The sequence below is a fragment of the Streptomyces sp. NBC_00631 genome (assembly GCF_045206895.1).
GTDB lineage: Bacteria > Actinomycetota > Actinomycetes > Streptomycetales > Streptomycetaceae > Streptomyces.
In genome coordinates this window covers 1,176,223-1,194,124 of record NZ_CP107734.1, presented here as the reverse complement: position 1 = coordinate 1,194,124, position 17,902 = coordinate 1,176,223, and the positions used below count along the sequence as shown (strand labels likewise).

Annotated in this window: 17 protein-coding genes; 13 read left to right on the top strand and 4 right to left on the bottom strand. The window is 71.4% G+C overall.

Going from position 1 to position 17,902, the window contains the following annotated elements; all coding sequences use genetic code 11:
• Positions 1-259: 259 nt before the first annotated feature.
• The 9 genes from OHB00_RS05615 (at position 260) to sigJ (ending at position 10,300) form a co-directional block, all read left to right on the top strand.
• Complete coding sequence (locus tag OHB00_RS05615) at positions 260-1,777, top strand: sugar ABC transporter ATP-binding protein (RefSeq protein WP_406431841.1); 1,518 nt, start codon at positions 260-262, stop codon at positions 1,775-1,777.
• Complete coding sequence (locus OHB00_RS05610; RefSeq protein WP_406431839.1) at positions 1,774-2,847, top strand: ABC transporter permease; 1,074 nt, start codon at positions 1,774-1,776, stop codon at positions 2,845-2,847. The genes OHB00_RS05615 and OHB00_RS05610 overlap by 4 nt, the downstream gene beginning before the upstream one ends.
• On the top strand, positions 2,840-3,817 hold the full coding sequence (locus OHB00_RS05605; protein ID WP_406431837.1) for an ABC transporter permease: 978 nt from the start codon (positions 2,840-2,842) through the stop codon (positions 3,815-3,817). The genes OHB00_RS05610 and OHB00_RS05605 overlap by 8 nt, the downstream gene beginning before the upstream one ends.
• 116 nt (positions 3,818-3,933) lie before the next feature.
• Complete coding sequence (rhaS, locus tag OHB00_RS05600) at positions 3,934-5,016, top strand: rhamnose ABC transporter substrate-binding protein (protein ID WP_406431835.1); 1,083 nt, start codon at positions 3,934-3,936, stop codon at positions 5,014-5,016.
• A 17-nt stretch (positions 5,017-5,033) separates the two neighbouring features.
• Positions 5,034-5,354 carry an L-rhamnose mutarotase gene (locus OHB00_RS05595; protein WP_406431833.1) on the top strand — a complete coding sequence of 107 codons (321 nt, stop codon included), beginning with the start codon at positions 5,034-5,036 and terminating at the stop codon, positions 5,352-5,354.
• Positions 5,355-5,382: 28 nt separating this feature from the next.
• A complete protein-coding gene (locus OHB00_RS05590; RefSeq protein WP_406431831.1) occupies positions 5,383-6,807 on the top strand; it encodes a BNR repeat-containing protein in 1,425 nt (474 codons plus the stop codon).
• Positions 6,808-6,907: 100 nt separating this feature from the next.
• On the top strand, positions 6,908-7,933 hold the full coding sequence (locus OHB00_RS05585; RefSeq protein ID WP_406431829.1) for a LacI family DNA-binding transcriptional regulator: 1,026 nt from the start codon (positions 6,908-6,910) through the stop codon (positions 7,931-7,933).
• A gap of 97 nt (positions 7,934-8,030) precedes the next feature.
• Positions 8,031-9,332 (top strand): alpha/beta fold hydrolase, encoded by a 1,302-nt coding sequence (locus OHB00_RS05580; protein WP_406431827.1) that lies wholly within the window; start codon positions 8,031-8,033, stop codon positions 9,330-9,332.
• A gap of 71 nt (positions 9,333-9,403) precedes the next feature.
• Positions 9,404-10,300: an RNA polymerase sigma factor SigJ gene (gene sigJ, locus OHB00_RS05575; RefSeq protein WP_406431825.1), complete on the top strand. Its 897-nt coding sequence runs from the start codon at positions 9,404-9,406 to the stop codon at positions 10,298-10,300.
• A 7-nt stretch (positions 10,301-10,307) separates the two neighbouring features.
• On the opposite strand, the gene OHB00_RS05570 is transcribed toward sigJ, so the two are convergent.
• Both OHB00_RS05570 and OHB00_RS05565 read right to left on the bottom strand, forming a co-directional pair.
• Entirely contained in the window at positions 10,308-10,499 is a 192-nt protein-coding gene (locus OHB00_RS05570; protein WP_406431823.1) for a DUF5999 family protein, read from the bottom strand.
• 146 nt (positions 10,500-10,645) lie between these two features.
• A complete protein-coding gene (locus OHB00_RS05565) occupies positions 10,646-11,728 on the bottom strand; it encodes an aldo/keto reductase (protein WP_406431821.1) in 1,083 nt (360 codons plus the stop codon).
• A gap of 161 nt (positions 11,729-11,889) precedes the next feature.
• On the opposite strand from OHB00_RS05565, the gene OHB00_RS05560 reads away from it, so the two are divergent.
• Both OHB00_RS05560 and OHB00_RS05555 read left to right on the top strand, forming a co-directional pair.
• Positions 11,890-12,804, top strand: coding sequence for an AraC family transcriptional regulator N-terminal domain-containing protein (locus OHB00_RS05560; protein WP_406431819.1), 915 nt, complete (start codon positions 11,890-11,892; stop codon positions 12,802-12,804).
• Between the two features lie 9 nt (positions 12,805-12,813).
• Positions 12,814-13,647, top strand: a complete 834-nt coding sequence (locus OHB00_RS05555) for a pentapeptide repeat-containing protein (protein WP_406431817.1) — start codon at positions 12,814-12,816, stop codon at positions 13,645-13,647.
• On the opposite strand, the gene OHB00_RS05550 is transcribed toward OHB00_RS05555, so the two are convergent.
• Entirely contained in the window at positions 13,606-15,138 is a 1,533-nt protein-coding gene (locus OHB00_RS05550) for a cytochrome P450 (protein ID WP_406431815.1), read from the bottom strand. The two genes, OHB00_RS05555 and OHB00_RS05550, sit on opposite strands and share 42 nt — an antisense overlap.
• A 107-nt stretch (positions 15,139-15,245) precedes the next feature.
• On the opposite strand from OHB00_RS05550, the gene OHB00_RS05545 reads away from it, so the two are divergent.
• Both OHB00_RS05545 and OHB00_RS05540 read left to right on the top strand, forming a co-directional pair.
• Positions 15,246-15,851, top strand: a complete 606-nt coding sequence (locus OHB00_RS05545; protein ID WP_406431813.1) for a TetR/AcrR family transcriptional regulator — start codon at positions 15,246-15,248, stop codon at positions 15,849-15,851.
• 109 nt (positions 15,852-15,960) lie between these two features.
• Positions 15,961-16,692 (top strand): DUF2470 domain-containing protein, encoded by a 732-nt coding sequence (locus tag OHB00_RS05540; protein WP_406431811.1) that lies wholly within the window; start codon positions 15,961-15,963, stop codon positions 16,690-16,692.
• Here the strand turns inward: OHB00_RS05540 and OHB00_RS05535 are convergent.
• Positions 16,660-17,862, bottom strand: a complete 1,203-nt coding sequence (locus OHB00_RS05535; protein WP_406431809.1) for a lactonase family protein — start codon at positions 17,860-17,862, stop codon at positions 16,660-16,662. The genes OHB00_RS05540 and OHB00_RS05535 overlap by 33 nt on opposite strands.
• Positions 17,863-17,902: the final 40 nt, after the last annotated feature.

The window sequence follows — 17,902 nt, the reverse complement described above, 5'->3', positions numbered from 1 at the left end:
CTCCTGAGGGATCGGAACAACTGAGTGGTGAAACGATTCAGAACGGCAAAGTATGAGCCCCTCGCGGGGGTGTCAAGCTTTCCGACCAACCCCGTTTTCCGTGACTCCGCCGTGACCTTTGGCTATCGAAATTTTTTCGACACGGACCCATTGACGTGACATGCCCGTGGTGCCTACGGTCCCGGCAATCCAGTTGAAACCTTTCACGACGCCGTGAGGTCCGGTGCCCACCGTCTCGCCGTGTCGTCGAGGAGCCCTCATGACCCACCCGTCCGACACGGGACCGGCCCCGGTGCTGGCGCTGAAGGACGTCTCCAAGTCCTTCGGTGCCGTACGCGCCCTGCGGGACGTCTCCCTGGAGCTGTTCCCCGGCGAGGTGCACGCCCTCGCCGGGGAGAACGGCGCGGGCAAGTCGACGCTGATCAAGACCCTCGCCGGAGTGCACCGACCGGACGCCGGCCAGGTGCTGCTCGACGGCGAGCCCGTCGTCTTCCACGGCCCCGGCGACGCCCGCGACGCCGGAATCGCCGTGATCTACCAGGAACCCACGCTCTTCCCCGACCTGTCGATCGCCGAGAACATCTTCATGGGCCGCCAGCCCCGGCGCGCCCTCGGCCGGATCGACCACAAGGCCACCCACGCGGCCACCGCCGCCCTGATGAAGCGGCTCGGCGTCGCCCTCGACCCCGACCGCCCCGCCCGCGGCCTGTCCATCGCAGACCAGCAGATCGTCGAGATCGCCAAGGCGCTCTCCTTCGACGCCCGGGTCCTGATCATGGACGAGCCGACGGCCGCCCTCACCGGCAGTGAGGTCGCCCGCCTCTTCGGCGTCGTCCGCACCCTGCGCGACCAGGGCGCCGCCGTGCTCTTCATCTCGCACCGGCTGGAGGAGATCTTCCAGATCTGCCGGCGGGTCACCACCCTCCGGGACGGCGCCTGGATCGCCAGCGAGCTCGTCGACGGCATGACCGAGGACGATCTCGTACGCCGGATGGTCGGCCGCGACCTGGCCGAGCTGTATCCCAAGCAGGACGTCCCCACCGGCGAAGTCGCCCTGAGCGTACGGCGCCTGACCCGCGAGGGCGTCTTCACCGACGTCTCCTTCGAGGTGCGGTCCGGCGAGATCGTCGGCCTCGCCGGACTCGTCGGCGCCGGCCGGACCGAGGTCGCCCGCGCCGTGTTCGGCGTCGACCGCTGGGACGCCGGCGAGGTCGAGATCAGGGGACGGAAACTCACCAACGGCGCCCCGTCCGTGGCGATGTCCGCCGGCCTCGCCCTCGTCCCCGAGGACCGGCGCGCCCAAGGCCTCGTGATGGACATGTCCATCGAGCGGAACATCGGCCTGACCGGCCTGCGTACGACCGTGAAGGCGGGCCTCGTCGACCGGGGCGCCGAGCGCAGCCGGTCCCTCGACTGGGCCGTCAAGCTCCAGGTGAAGTACGCCCGGATCGCCGACGCCGTCTCCACCCTCTCCGGCGGAAACCAGCAGAAGGTCGTCCTCGCCAAATGGCTCGCGACCGGCCCGAAGGTACTGATCGTCGACGAGCCGACCCGTGGCATCGACGTCGGTACCAAGGCCGAAGTCCACCGGCTGCTCGGCGAGTTGGCCGCCGACGGGGTCGCCGTTCTGATGATCTCCTCCGACCTGCCCGAGATCCTCGGCATGGCCGACCGCGTGCTGGTGATGCACGAGGGCCGGATCACCGCCGAGATCCCGCGCTCCGAAGCCAGCGAGGAAACCGTGATGGCCGCAGCCACGGGGAGGGCCGCCGCATGACGGTGACCACCTCCGAACAGACCCCCGTCGCCGAGGCGCCCGAGTCCAGCGGGACCCGGCTCGTCGACCGCGTCTTCAAGATGCGCGAACTCGCCATCCTGGCCGTCTTCCTGGTGATGATCGCCGTCACCCAGGCCGGCAACAGCGAGTTCCTCTCCGAACAGGGCATCAAGGACCTGCTGCTCAACGCGACCATCCTGGTGCTGGTCGCCACCGGACAGTCCCTGGTGGTCATCACCCGGAACGTCGACCTGTCCGTCGGGTCCACCCTCGGCATCACCGCCTTCGCCACCGGCGACTATCTGCACGGCGGCGGCAACCCGGTCGTCGCCATCCTGCTCGCGATACTCCTCGGCATCGGCTGCGGACTGCTCAACGGCCTGCTGGTGAGCCTCGGTCAGGTGCCCGCGCTCGTCGTCACCCTCGGCACGCTGTACATCATCCGGGGCGTCGACTCCATCTGGGTCGGCTCCCGGCAGATCACGGCCGCCGATCTCCCCGGCTCCTTCGTCGACTTCGGCTCCGGCGGCCTGGCGGCCATCCCCTGGCTGGCCATCATCGCCCTCGCGGTCCTGGTCGCCACCGCCTACTACCTCAAACACTTCGGCAGCGGACGGGAGTTGTACGCGCTCGGCTCCAACCCCGAGGCCGCCCGGCTGGCCGGCATCCCGGTCCGCAAGCGGATCCTCATCGCGTACACCTTCTGCGGCGCCCTCGCGGGGCTCGCCGGGGCGATGTACCTGGCCCGGTTCGGCAACGTCGACTCCGGCACCGGCACCGGCTACGAACTCACCGTGGTGAGCGCCGTGGTGGTCGGCGGCGTGGTCTTCACCGGCGGCTCCGGGAGCGTGTACGGCGCCGCCCTCGGCGCGCTGCTCCTGACCTCGGTCAACAGCGTGCTGCCGGCCCTCGGGGTGAGCTCCGTGTGGGTGCTCGCCATCAACGGCTTCCTGCTGCTGCTCGCCATCGCCGTCGACCGGATCGTCGCGCTGCGGGTGGCGGCGGCACTGAAGAAGAAGTCGGCCCTGACGAGGACCGCGACCAGCAAGGAGAACGCCAGCCATGCCTGAGTCCTTGACGCGTGCGGTGCGATGGGACACCGTCGTCGGCGCCCTGCTGATCGTCCTGCTGCTGTTCTCCTTCGGCTTCGTGGACGGCTTCGGGAACTCGCTCAACCTGTCCTTCCTGATCGGCAACACGCTTCCCATCGCGCTGATCGCGCTGCCGATGACCCTGCTGGTCGTCGCCGGCGAGATCGACCTGTCGGTCGCCTCGACCGCCGGGCTCTCGGGCGCGGTCATGGGCAAGCTCTGGAACGAGGGCATGGCGATCGAGACGATCATCCCGCTGTGCCTGCTGCTGGGCGTGGTCTGCGGGCTGGTCAACGGCCTGCTGGTGACCCGGCTGGGGCTGCCCTCGCTCGCCGTCACCATCGGCACGCTCGCGGCCTACCGGGGCATCGCGCAGATCGTCCTCGGCTCCGACGCGGTGACCGACTTCCCCACGCAGTACCTGGACTTCGCCGCGGGGCGGCTCGGCGACACGTTTCTGCCGCGGGCCTTCCTGCCGTTCCTGGTGCTGCTGGTGATCGCCGTGGTGGTGCTGCACGCCACGCCGTTCGGGCGGTCGCTGTTCGCGGTGGGGGCGAGCGAGGAGGCGGCGCGGTTCGCGGGAATCCGCGTCAAGCGCAACAAACTGATCCTCTTCGTGGCCACCGGCTTCATGGCCTCGCTCACCGGGATCTTCTGGGCCCTGCACTACGCCAGTGCGCGGTACGACAACGCGACCGGGCTCGAACTGAGCGTCGTGGCGGCGGTGCTGCTCGGCGGCATCGACTTCGACGGGGGCAAGGGCACGCTGGGCGGCGCGATCGCCGGGGTGTTCCTGCTCGGGGCGTTGCAGAACGTGATGAGTCTGCTCAATGTCTCCGCGCAGTCGCAGATCGTCGTGACCGGTGTGTTGCTTGTCGTCTCGGTGCTCGGACCTCGGGTTGCCCGTCAGATCTCGTTGGCACGGCACAGGGCGGCCAAAGCCGTCTGAACACTGCGGGCCGTGTGTGTCTGGTCGCGCCCACGCGGCAGTTCCGCACATTCAATCCAGCCCCGCGCCCCCAGGAGGGGGCGCCTCCAGAGCCGTTACTCATAAAGGAACCCAACATGCGTAAGTCATCCCTCCGGCGTGTCTGCGTCGCCGTCGCCGCTGTCTCCTCCCTCGCGCTCTCCGCCACCGCCTGCGGCGGGACCACCAAGAACAGCTCCGCCAGTGACGAGTCGGCGGCCGCCACCTCCACTGCCAAGGCCGATCCGAACGCGGCGCTCAAGAAGGGGCTCACCGTCGGGTTCCTCCCCAAGCAGGTCAACAACCCGTACTTCACCTCCGCCGACAAGGGCGGTGAGAAGGCGCTCACCGATCTGGGCAGCAAGTACAAGGAGGTCGGCCCCTCCAGCGCGACCGACACCTCGGGGCAGGTCAGCTACGTCAACACCCTCACCCAGCAGCAGGTCAACGCCATGGCCGTGTCGGCCCAGGACCCCGGGGCCCTGTGCACCGCGCTCAAGCAGGCCATGAGCAACGGCATCAAGGTCGTCACCTACGACTCCGACACCAACGCCGGCTGCCGCAACGCCTTCGTCTCGCAGGCCAGCGCCGAGGACCTCGGCCGTACCGAGGTGCAGCTGCTCGCCGAGCAGATCGGGTACAAGGGCGAGATCGCGATCCTCAGCGCCGCGCAGACCGCCACGAACCAGAACACCTGGATCGGCTTCATGAAGGACGAGCTGAAGGACCCCAAGTACAAGAACGTCAAGCTCGTCAAGATCGCCTACGGCAACGACGACGCCCAGGCGTCCTTCCAGCAGACCCAGGGCCTGCTCCAGCAGTACCCGAACCTCAAGGGGATCATCTCCCCGACCACCGTCGGCATCAAGGCGGCCGCCCAGTACCTGTCCGGCTCCAAGTACAAGGGCAAGGTCAAGCTGACCGGCCTCGGCACGCCCAACGACATGCGCCAGTACGTCAAGAACGGCACCGTCGACGCCTTCGAGCTGTGGGACCCGGCCAAGCTCGGCGACCTCGCCGCCCGCACCGCCGTGGCCCTGGTCTCCGGGCAGATCACCGGCAAGGAGGGCGAGACCTTCAAGGCCGGCGACACCACGTACACCATCGGCAAGGACGGCGTGATCAACCTCGGCAAGCCGACCGTGTTCGACGCGAAGAACATCGACCAGTTCAACTTCTGAGGCGGGAGCGGTACTTCATGCAGCGTGTCTGTTTCCTCCTCAAGGTCCGGCAGGACCGCCTCGCCGAGTACCGCGAACGCCACGCCGCCGTGTGGCCGGAGATGCGCGCGGCGCTCTCCGCCACCGGCTGGCACAACTACTCCCTCTTCCTGCGCGACGACGGCCTGCTGGTCGGCTATCTGGAGACCGAGGACTTCGCGGCCGCCCGGGCCGGCATGGAGGCCACCGAGGTCAACGCCCGCTGGCAGGCCGAGATGGGCCCCTTCTTCGAAGCCCTCGACGGCGCCCGTCCCGACGAGGCGATGAAGCCGCTCACCGAAGTGTTCCACCTCGCCTGACACACTCCCGTCCCCTCAGGAGCCGCTCGTGAAAAGACGCACCGTGCTCGGCGCCGCCCTCCTCGGCGCCGTGGCCACCCCCGCCCTCGCCGCCGGCACCGCCCGCGCGGCCGACCCGGGGCCGTCGGTGAACAAACAGCAGAGCACCCAACTCGACGCCCAGGCCATCTTCTTCGTCTCCTACGACGGCCTCGTCAACAACAACTCCTTCCAGAAGAACGGCCTGTTCACGTACAAGGGCTACCAGTACGCCGGCTGGTACACCTCGACCGGCTCCGCGGTCATCGGGCGCCGGGTGCTCGGCGGGTCGTCGTGGTCGACCGTCACCCTCGCCCACCAGCTCAAGTCCAGCGACTCGCACAACGTCATCTCGATGGGCGTCTCGAAGACCGACGGCCGGCTGCACATCAACATGGACTCGCACAGCGACGGCTTCTTCTACGTGAAGTCGGTGGCCGGGCTGCTGGACAACCCCGGCTCCACCGCCTGGACGTCGGCCGTCTTCGGCGCCGTGCAGACATCCCTCGACGGGGTGTCGCTCACCTCGCAGTTCACCTACCCGCAGTTCATCTCCACCCCCGAGGGCAAGCTCCAGCTCAGCTACCGGGTGGGGATCTCCGGGAACGGCCGCAACGCCCTGGCGGAGTACGACGGTTCGAGCTGGACCGCGCTCGGGGAGTGGAGCAGCTCCACGGGCACGTACACCAGCACGCACGGCTCCAGCACCGCCCGGAACATGTACCTGCACGGCATCGACTACGACGTCAACGGGCGGCTGCACTCGTTCTTCACCTGGCGTGAGCAGAACGCGGCGGTGATGTGCAACAGCGGCGGCATCACCAACCACGACACCGGCTACGTCTACTCCACGGACCGTGGGCGGACCTGGCGCAACGACGCCGGCGCCCTGGTAGCCACCACCGGCAGCTCGGACACCGTCGCCGTCACGGACTCAGGGCTGGTCGTCGACTCCCTCAACCCCGACCACTCCCTGATGAACCAGGAGAGCCAGTGGACCGACTCCACCGGCCTCCCGCACGCGATCATCAGCTATGTCCCCGGCCGCTTCGGCCAGTGCACCACGAACTACGTCAGCGACCGCACCGCCAACGGCCGCGCCTTCCACCTCCGCAAGAACTCCACCGGCAGCTGGCAGAAGACCGAGATACCCGTCGTACTGAACTCCAGCCAGCGCACCAAGCTGGTCCTGGACAAGTACGACAACGCGTACGCGGTGTTCCCCTACGGGCGGATCGCCGGCGCGTCGAAGGCCTCCGGGTACTCCGACTGGGCCTTGCTCTACGACGGCAGCGGTCTGAACGCCTTCGGCGAGGTCGTGATCGACGAGATGCGGGTCAAGGCGGACAACGTGCTGTCGTTCATGTACCAGGAGACGTCGAGCGGTACGACACCCTCGGCTCTCCACGTCGTGGACTTCGCGCTGCCCGGCTGACCCGGAGCGGCGTGCGAGTCATGTCGTAATGTGAAGCCCTTCCCGATGTGCCCTTCCGTGCTGTGAAGGCGCCGTCCATGTTTCCTGGAGGTCTCGCCCGATGGCCCAGTCGGTGGGTATCAAGGACGTCGCCCGCGCCGCCGGAGTATCGGTGGGCACGGTCTCGAACGTCATCAACCGCCCGGACACCGTCGCGGGCGAGACCCGGGCGCGGGTGCAGTCGGCGATCGACCGGCTCGGCTACGTCCGCAGCGAGTCCGCCCGCCAGCTGCGCGCGGGCCGCAGCCGGATCATGGGCCTGCTCGTCCTCGACATGGGCAACCCCTTCTTCGTGGACGTGGCCCGGGGCGCCGAGCGGGCGGCCCGGGACGCCGGACTCGGTGTGATGGTCTGCAACAGCGCGCAGAACGCCGGCGAGGAGGCCGAGTACCTCGCGCTCTTCGCCGAGCAGCGGGTGCGTGGCGTCCTGCTCACCCCGGCGGACGCCACCGGCCGCAACATCGAGACCTTCCGCCGGCACGGCATCCCCTTCGTGCTGGTCGACCGGGTCGCCGAGGGCACCACCGAGTGCTCGGTGAGCGTCGACGACGTGGCGGGCGGCGCGTTGGCGGTGCGTCACCTCGTCGACGCCGGGCACCGGTCCATCGCCTACGTCAGCGGCCCGCCGGGCTTCAACCAGGTCCGCGACCGGCGCACCGGCGCCCTGAACGCCCTCGCCGAGGCCGGACTCGGCCCCGACGCGCTGCGCGAGCTGCCCACCGAGCGGCTCGACGTGGCCGCCGGGCGGGACGCGGGCGCCCGCCTGCTCGGCCTCGCGGACCGGCCCACCGCCGTCTTCTGCGCCAACGACCTCCTCGCGCTCGGCGTCCTGCAGGCCATGTACGCGGCCGGGGTGGTCGTCCCGGACGACCTCGCGATCGTCGGCTACGACGACATCGAGTTCGCCGCCGCGGCCGCCGTACCGCTGACCTCCGTCCGCCAGCCCGCCGTCACCATGGGGGCGATGGCCGCGGATCTGCTCCTGGAGGAGACCGAGGAACGGGAGGGCCCGACGGGCCACGAGCACCGCCGCGTGGTGCTCCAGCCGGAACTGGTGGTGCGCCGCTCCAGCCTCGCCGCCCGCTGATCGGGTATTCAGTAACGATTTCATGATCCCGGGGGCGGGCCCACCCCGGACCTGTGCTGAACTGGGACGCGACCAGCCGTCCGTCCCAGGAGAAACGTTGAGCCTCAGCTACCGCCAGCCCGGCGTCGTCCTTACCGACCGCTACTTCACCGTCCCCCTCGACCACGCGGATCCGGACGGCGAGACCATCGAGCTGTACGCCCGGGAGGCGGTCGCGAGCGACAAGGCGGACCAGGAGCTGCCCTGGCTGCTGTATCTGCAGGGTGGTCCCGGATTCGGAGCGAATCGTTTCGTCGGGCGGCAGGCCTGGCTCGACCGGGCCCTGCAGGAGTACCGCGTCCTGCTCCTCGACCAGCGCGGCACCGGCCGCTCCACCCCGGTCAACCGGCAGACCCTGCCGCTGCGCGGCGGCCCGGCCGCCCAGGCCGACCACCTGACCCGGTTCCGCGCCGACTCGATCGTCCGGGACTGCGAGGCGATCCGCCCGCAGCTCACCGGCGGCGCCCCCTGGACGACCCTCGGCCAGAGCTTCGGCGGCTTCTGCACGGTGACGTACCTGTCGTTCTTCCCGCAGGGCCTGAAGACCTCCGTGATCACCGGCGGTCTGCCGTCCCTGGACGCGCATGCCGACGACGTCTACCGGGCGGCCTATCCGCGCATCGAGCGCAAGGTCGCCGCGCACTACGACCGCTACCCGCGGGACGTCGAGCGGGCCCGCCGGATCGCCGAGCACCTCCTGGACGGCCGGACCGTGCTGCCGAACGGCTACCGGCTCACCGTCGAGGCCTTCCAGTCCCTCGGACTGATGCTGGGCACGAGCGACGGCAGCCACCGCCTGCACTTCCTCCTGGAGGACGCCTTCGTCCGCACCCCGGCCGGCCCCGAACTCTCCGACGCCTTCCAGGAGCAGGTCCAGGGCCTGCTGTCGTACGCGAGCAACCCGCTGTACGCCCTCGTCCACGAGCCGGTCTACGGCCAGGACGCCCGCCCCACCGCCTGGGCGGCCGAGCGGGTCCGCGCCGAGTTCCCGCAGTTCGACGCGGCCAAGGCACTCGCCGGTGACGCCCCGGTGCTCTTCACCGGGGAGACCGTGCACCCCTGGATGTTCGAGACCGATCCGGCCCTGCGGCCGCTGAAGGCGGCGGCGGACCTGCTCGCCGCCCGCACCGACTGGCAGCCGCTGTACGACCCGGCCCGCCTGGCCGTCAACGAGGTCCCGGTCGCCGCCGCCGTCTACCACGACGACATGTACGTCGACACCGGGCACTCGCTGCGCACCGCGCGGGCCGTCCGGGGCCTGCGTACCTGGGTCACCGACGAGTTCGAGCACGACGGACTGCGCACCGGAGCCCCCCGGGTCCTCGACCGGCTCCTCGCGCTCGCCCGCGACGAGGTGTGAGCGCCGCGGGGAAAAGAGGTTGCGGGCACGGCTGGTCCGCATAGTCTCGCGGCAGTGGAGGAACGGGGGACATGACCATGGACACGGAACTGCTGGCCGACCGCTTCCAGGAACACCGCGGCCAACTGCACGCGGTGGCCTACCGGATGCTCGGTTCGCTCGCCGAGGCCGAGGACGCCGTCCAGGAGGCCTGGCTCAAGCTCGGGCGCGCGGACGCGGACGAGATCAGGAACCTGGGCGGCTGGCTGACCACGGTGGTCGGCCGGGTCTGCCTGGACATGCTGCGCTCCCGTACGGCGCGCCGCGAGCAGCCCATCGACGAGACGTTCGTACCCGACCCGGTGATCAGGCCGCTGTCGAGCGTCGACCCCGAACGGGAGGTGCTGGAGGCGGACTCCGTCGGGCTCGCCCTCCTCATCGTCCTGGAGACGCTGGAGCCCGCCGAGCGGCTGGCGTTCGTCCTGCACGACATGTTCGCGGTGCCCTTCGACGACATCGCGCCCATCGTGGAACGCAGTTCGGCGGCCACCCGCCAGCTGGCCAGCCGGGCCCGCCGCAGGGTCCAGGGCGCCACCCCCACCGGCGACCCCGACCTGGGCCGGCAACGCCAGGTGCTGGAGGCCTTCCTGGCGGCCTCCCGGGGCGGTGACTTCGAGGCACTGGTCGCCGTGCTCCACCCGGACGTGGTGCTGCGGGTCGACTCCGGGGCGCTGGTGCGCGGTGCCGCCGCCTCCAAGGTGGTGCGCGGGGCGCGGTCGGTGGCCGAAGGGGCGTTCAGCTTCCGGCAGTTCGCGGGCTGGGCGCGGCTCGTGCTCATCAACGGCGCCGTCGGCGTGGTCACCGCGCCCGAGGGGCGCCCGCTCTCGGTCACGGCGGTCACGGTCGCCGACGGCCGGATCACCGAGATGTACATCCTGGCCGACCCCGAGCGGCTCGACCGCCTGGACCTCGCCGCAGGGGAGGACTGACGGCCGCTCAGACGGCGGGCGCCGTGGGCCGGCGGGGGCTCACGCTCCGCCCGTCGGGCAGGAGTTCACCGGTGTCGTCGAAGACGATCGTGCCGTCGCACAGCAGGCTCCAGCCCTGTTCGGGATGGGCCGAGACGATGACGGCCGGGTGGCGGTCGGGGTGGTCGGCGCCGGGGCACGGGGGCTGATGCCTGCACATGGTCCGTCTCCTGTCGTACGGGTCCTGCCTCTGTGATAGCCCGGCTTGTTTTCCGCCGGATGAAGAGGACCCCCACAGGGCGGGATTCCCAGCGGTGAGCTTCCGGCCGTCGTATGGCGAGGAGGGCTCGGGCGGCAGGGCCCGGATCAGTAGCGGGCGGCGCTCGCCAGCAGAGGCGGATACACCGCGCTCGGCACCCCGTCGACCGTGGCGCCCGCGTACTGGAGCATGGCGCCGACACGGTGGTTGAGGTCATGGGGGAAGTTGAGAGCCGGGGCCGACACCTCGTCCAGCCGGGCCGTCTGCTCCGGTGTCAGACGGACGTCGAGAGCCGCGATGTCGGCCTCCAGATGGCCGAGGGTGCGCGGGCCGACGAGGGTGGAGGTGACACCGGGGCGGTTGTGCACCCAGGAGAGGGCCACCGCGGCCGGGCTCGCGCCGACCTCCTCGGCGACCGCCGCGAGCACCTCGATCACGGTGAACTCGGCCTCGCTGGGCTGCCCGATGACGGCGGCCCGCGGGGCGTCGGCGGGTGCGGGCCGCCCCTTGCGGTACTTCCCGGAGAGGAAGCCGTTCTTGAGCGGGCTCCAGGGCAGCAGGCCCATCCCCGCGTCCTGCGCGAGCGGGACCAACTCGCCCTCGATGGTGCGCTCCAGCAGCGAGTACTCCATCTGCAGCGCCGTCACCGGGGTCCAGCCGCGCAGCAGCGCCGTGGTGTGGGCCTTCGCGGTGAACCAGGCCGGGGTGTCGGAGAAGCCGACGTACCGGATCTTGCCGGCCGTCACCAGGTCGTCGAGAGTGCGCAGGGTCTCCTCGACCGGGGTGGACCGGTCGTGGTTGTGCAGCCAGTACAGGTCGACGTGGTCGGTGCGCAGCCGGCGCAGCGAGTCCTCCAGCTGGCCGATGATCGCCTTGCGGCCGGCGCCGCCGCCGTTCGGGTCGCCGAGGTGCAGGTTGCCGAAGAACTTGGTCGCCAGCACCAGGCGGTCGCGGCGGCCGGGACGGGCGGCGAGGAAGTCGCCGAGGATCGCCTCCGAATGGCCGTTGGTGTAGAAGTTGGCGGTGTCGACGAAGTTGCCGCCGAGGCCGAGATAGGTCTGGAGGATCTTCTCCGACTCCTCGACCGAGCAGCCGAAGCCGCCGTCCTCGCCGAAGTTCATCGCGCCGAGGCAGAAGGGGCTCACCCTGAGCCCGGACCGGCCGAGAGAGACGTACGAGTCGAGTGCCATGAAGTGCTCCGTGGAAGACGCGTGGGGATTTCGACGCTTCGAGCAAACCAGGCTGAGCTGCGGCAACGTTAGGGCGATCGCACCGGTGGCTTGCACGATCCTGCCGGTTATCCGGGGGAGGGCGTTGCGGCCGTCCCTCGGCCGGCGTTTGAATCGGGAGCGTGTCCTTCGACGAACTGCGCTCCCTGATCGACCGGCACGCCCCGCGCGACGCCGACGTCGTCCACGCGATCGACGGCCTGATGCTGACCCGCGCCGAGCGGCCCACCGGGCCGCGCTCGGGCATCGCCGACCCCGTCCTCGCGCTGGTCGCCCAGGGCGCCAAACGGCTGACCCTGGGTGGCCGGATCTACGACTACGAGACCGGCCAGTACCTGGTCGTCTCGGTCGATCTGCCGGTCAGCGGGCAGTGCACCCGGGCCAGCCATGAGACGCCGTTCCTGGGGTTCGGCTTCCGGCTGCGGCCCGCCCGCATCGCCGCACTGCTCCTGGAGACCGGCACCGACCCGCACGCGGGCGGTGTGCGCCGCCGCACCGACCTGCCCGCGCTCGCGGTCGGCGACGCGCCCGCCGACCTGGTGGACGCCGCCGTCCGGATGGTCCGGCTGCTCGACCGGCCGGCCGACATCCCGGTGCTCGCCCCGATGATCGAGCGGGAGATCCTGTGGCGGCTGATCACCGGTGAGCGGGGCCCGCTGGTCCGGCAGATCGGGCTCGCCGACAGCCGGCTCACCCAGATCGGGCGAGCCGTCCGCCACATCCGCGAGCACTACACCGACGCCCTGCGCGTCGAGGACCTGGCCCGGCTCTCCGGGATGAGCGCCTCGCCGTTCCACCGGTACTTCCGCGCGGTCACCGCGATGACCCCGATCCAGTACCAGAAGCACATCCGCCTCCAGGAGGCCCGGCTGCGCCTGATGAGCAGCACCGACGACGTGGCCGACGTCGGCTACGCGGTCGGCTACGACAGCGCCTCCCAGTTCAGCCGCGAGTACCGGCGCCAGTTCGGCAGGCCGCCGGGGGCGGACGCGGTACGGCTGAGAAACGCGGACGACGAGGTCCTCACCGGTCAGTAGGCTGACCGGATGCCAGAACAGATATCCGAACGGGCTCGGCTGACCGGGGACTGCGCCCGCTGCTTCGGGCTGTGCTGTGTCGCCCTGCCGTTCGCCGCCTCGGCGGCCTTCGCGGTCAGCAAGCCCGCCGGAAAGCCCTGCCACCACCTCGGCGGTGACCACCGCTGCGGCATCCACTCCGAGCTGCGGCAGCGCGGGTTCGCCGGCTGCACGGTCTACGACTGCCTCGGCGCCGGGCAGAAGGTCTCGCAGGTCACCTTCGGCGGCCGGGACTGGCGGAGCGGGTCCGGGCAGGACGCCCGCCGGATGTTCGACGCGTTCCCGGTCGTACGGCAGCTGCACGAACTGCTCTGGTATCTGACGGAGGCCCTGAACCTGGACGCGGCGCGCCCCGTCCACGCCGGTGTGCGCGGCGCGCTGCACAGGACCGAGGAACTGAGCCTCGGCACGCCCGAAGAGCTCGCCGCCCTGGACGTGGCCGCCCATCGGCAGGAGGTCGATGTGCTGCTGCTGCGGACCAGCGAGCTGGCCCGGGCAGGGGTGCGCGGCAGGAAGAAGGACCGGCGGGGCGCCGACCTGATGGGCGCCCGGCTGAGGGGCGCCGACCTGCGCGGGGCGAGTCTGCGCGGCGCCTTTCTCATCGCCGCCGACCTCACCGGGGCCGATCTGCGGGACGCGGACCTGATCGGCGCCGACCTCCGGGACGCCGACCTCGGCGACGCGGACCTCACCGGCGCCTTCTTCCTGACCCAGCCCCAGCTCGACGCGGCCCGGGGCAACGCGGGAACGCGCCTGCCGGCGTCAGTCGCCCGCCCCGCGCACTGGACAGCCGCCGCTCTCTGACGCGGGTGCCTCCGGCACGGACACCGGTGCCGGGGCGGGGGCGCGCCGGTCCAGCCGCAGCCGCAGCCCGTCCGGCATCAGGGTGAGCCGCTCGGTCACCCGCAGCCGGTAGTCCGGGTCGGCCCGCAGGGTGTAGCGGCGCAGCAGCAGGCCGAGGACGAGGGTCGCCTCGTGCAGCGCGAACTGACGGCCGATACAGGCGCGCGCACCGGTGCCGAACGGCTTGAAGGTGTGCGGGGCCCGGCCCCGCGCGGCCTTCGCCTCGAACCGGTCCGGGTCGAAGAGCTCGGGGTCCGGCCCCCACACCTCGGGGTCCCGGTGCAGCATCGCGGTGAGGACCAGCGCCCAGGCGCCCCGGCGCATCGGATGCTCCCCGCCCAGCACGGTGTCCCGGCGGGCCTCGCGGGCGAAGGCGGGGGCCGTCGGCCACAGCCGCAGTGACTCGTCGAGGACCCGGCGTACATAGCGCAGCTTCGCCACCTGGTCGTAGCCCGGTGCGGGCGTGTCGCCCCAGACGCGGTCCACCTCGGCGGCGGCGCGGGCCGCGATCCCGGGGTTCAGGGCGAGGTAGTGCAGGGCGAAGGAGAGCGCGCCCGAGGTGGTCTCGTGCCCGGCGACCAGGAAGGTGATCACCTGCCTGCGGACGTTCTCCGCGGACAGCCGCTCCCCGGTCTCCGGGTGGGCGGTCTCCAGCATCCGGTCCAGCAGGTCGCCGTCCGCGCGGCCGCTCCCGCGCCGCTCCTCGACCAGATCGTCGACCGTGCGGTTGAGGTAGGCGATGTCGGCCGCGTTGCGCCGGCCGGTCTGCCGCAGCAGCAGCGGGGCCAGCGGCCCGGGCACGCTGTTCAGGCGCTGTGCGTAGGTGAGCGTGCCGATCATCGCGGTCACGAAGGGGTGCGGCCGGCTCCGCTCGAACGAGCCGAAGTCGTGGCCGAACCCGGTGCGGGCGATCGTCTCCAGGGTCAGCTTGGTCATGTCGCCGGGCACGTCCACCCAGCGGCCGGCCGACAGCTCGCGGTCCCAGTGGTCGGTGAGCCGCCCGGCCACCGCCAGCATCATCCCGTGGTAGCCCTCCATGGCCTCCCGGCTGAAGCCGGGTGCCAGGACGTCGTGCGCCAGCTGCCAGTTCGGCTCGTGGTTGTACGCGGTGAACAGGCCGTCCCCGGCGACCGGGCGAAGATTGGCGACCCCGAGCCCCACGTGCTTGGCGAACCGGGACTCGTCGGCCATGTCGGCGGCCAGTGCGGCGCCCCACACGAAGACGAACTCGTTGCCGAACGCCTTGCGCCGGAAGATCGGGCCCAGCTGGGCGCCGAGGCGCATCGAGTCCTGCAGGGGCGTGCGCCGGTCGACACCCAGGACGTCGCCGAGCAGGGGCAGCCGGCGCGGCGGATGGGGGATGCGGCTCAGTTCGGGCCAGCCCTGCTCGGCACCCCGGAACCCCTTGGGCAGCGGGGCCTCCGCTTCCGTCCGCGTGACCGTCTCCGCCATGACGCGATCTCCCTCGATGCTGCGGCACGTGAGCTAGTTGTACATGGGTTCAATAAGCGGTTTCAGTCTCGTCCCGTTGCTGAACCCACGTCAAGTAAGGTGCGGGTATGGCCGCGAATCCGAGTGGGCGCACCCGCCGCAGGCTCAGTACCGCGGAACGCCGTGAGCAGCTCCTCTCGGTCGGGGCCAGGCTCTTCTCCGAAAGCCCCTACGACGACGTGTGGATCGAGCAGGTCGCCGAGATCGCCGGCGTCTCCCGGGGCCTGCTGTACCACTATTTTCCGACGAAGCGTGATTTCTTCGCGGCGGTCGTGGCGCGGGAGAGCGAGCGGATGCTGCGGATGACGGCGGCCGAGCCCGGTGTGCCGGCCCGTGAGCAGCTCACGGCGAGCCTGGACATCTACCTCGACTACGTCCACACCCACGCGCACGGCTTCCGGGCGTTCCATCGCGCCGAGGCCTCCGGTGACCAGGCCGTTCGCCGCGTCTACCGGCAGGCGCAGGCGGCCCAGGAGCGCCAGATCCTCGCCGCCCTGGCCGCCGATCCCGAGTTCGGGCCGGCTCTCGACCGGCGCCCGGACACCCGCCTCGCGGTGCGCGGCTGGCTCGCCTTCACCACGCACGTCTGCCTGGAGTGGCTGCGCACCGAGGAACTGACGCGGGAACAGGTGCGGGATCTGTGTGCGCGGGCCCTGCTGGGTGTCATCTCCTGAGCCTGCCGGTCCTTTCCGCAGCCCCTCTTGACGTGCGAAGGGCCCGCCGTGCTTGGCGTACTCCCGGAACTTCGATAGGTTAAGTTAGGCTTACCTAAGGAGATTCGGGATGGGTGACGGACAGGCAGCGTGGGCGGCCGGACCCGGGGCGGCGGAGCAGGCCCGGTCCCTGCTGGCCGTCGCGTGGTCGTGCTTGGTGACCACGGACGGCGGACGCGAGGAGTACGTCGGCGCGCACGCCGTCGCCGACGACGGCCGGGTGCTGCTGCACGTGCCCGAGGACAGCGCCCTGTTCGCGGCCGCGATCTGCGCCCCGCGCGGCGAGCCGTCCGCGGTGCTGGAGTTCGCCGACGTCGCGCCCGTCCCGGTGCGCGGCCGGATCCGGGCCCGGCTCTGGATGGCCGGCTGGTTCACCCCCGGTGACGGGTACCTCGTCTTCCGGCCCACTCGCGTGGTGCTGCGCCGGCCCTCCGGCGCGGTGGTCGTCGACCTCGACGAGTTCGCCGCCGCCGGCCCGGACCCGCTGGCCGGCGCCGAGGCCGGACTGCTGACCCATCTCGCCGACGCCCACCCGGACGCCGTCGAGCGGCTCACCCGGCTCGTCGAGCCCGAGAGCCTGCACGCCGCGACCCGCGTCCAGCCCCTCGCCGTCGACCGGCACGGGCTGACCCTGCGCATCGAACGCACCCGCGCCCACCGCGACGTACGGCTCACCTTCCACGCGCCCGCCGACGACGTCGCCCAGCTCACCGAGCGCATACACGTCCTGCTGGCCCAGGCGAGCGCGGCCGCCTCCTGCCCGCGGACGCTACAGCGGCAGCGCGCAGACGGCGACCGGTGACGCGAACGGCTCGCCGGCGAGCCGGAGTTCACCGCTCGACGGGTCGACGGTGAAGACGCTCACGGTGCCGGACCGCTGGTTGGCCGCGAACAGCAGCCGGCCGTCGGGGGAGAAGGCGATCTGCCGCGGGAAGTCCCCGTGCGCCGGCACCGTGTCCAGCAGCCGCAACCGGGCCCCGGCGGCCTCGATGGCGTACCGCGCGAGCGTGTTGTCGCCCCGGTTGGCCAGGTAGGCGAAGGCGCCGTCCGCGGTGACCAGGAACTGGGCCGGGTAGTTGGTGGTGCCGGCGGCGCTGCCGGTGGACTGCGGCTCGCCGATCGTCAGACGGCCGTCGGCCGGGTCGTAGCCGCAGACCGTGACCGTGTCGCCCACCTCGTCGGCCAGGTACGCGTACCGGCCGCCCGGATGGAAGGTCAGATGGCGCGGGCCCGCCCCCGGCTTCGTGTGCGCCTGGGCGACCTCGGTGAGCGTGCCGCGCGCGGGGTCGAGTCGGTAGCTGTAGACCGTGTCGGTGCCCAGGTCCACGGCGAGGACGTGGCCGCCGTCCGGGCTGGTGATGAACTGGTGGGCGTGCGGGCCCTGTTGGCCGGGACCGGGGGCCGGGCTGGAGTGCGTGACCAGGTCGGTGCGCTCGCCGAGGGCGCCCGAGGCGTCGATCGGGTGCACGGCCACGCTGCCCGAGGTGTAGTCGGCGCTCAGCAGCCACCGGCCGGTGGGATGGACCGAGAGGTGACACGGGCCCGCCCCGCCCGTGCTCCGGCCGCCCAGGATCTTCCGGTCCGCCAGGCGTACGGCGGTCACGCTCCCGTCCGCCCGCTCGTTCACCGCGTACAGCGTGCGGCCGTCCGGGTGGACGGCCAGGTACGACGGGTCGGCGACCCCCGTCAGCGTGCCGGTGCCGGTGATCCGGCCGGTAGCCGGGTCGTACTCGGCGAGGCCGATGCCGGTGCCGCCGCCGGCCACGGAGGTGTACGTGCCGAGGAAGAGCGGGCGGGGCGCCGCCGGTGTCTTCGCCGGGGCGCCTGCCGCCGGGCCCGCCGCCCGGCGTGGCCGCTCCGTGGGCGGTGCCGCCGGTGCCGGGACCGCGACCACCGCCGCCGTGCCCGCCACCGCGCCGACGAACCGGCGCCTGCTCCAGCCGCCGCGCGTCCCTTGCGTACCACTGCCCATGCCACGCACCTCAGTCGTGAGTCACCCCGGACCTGACACA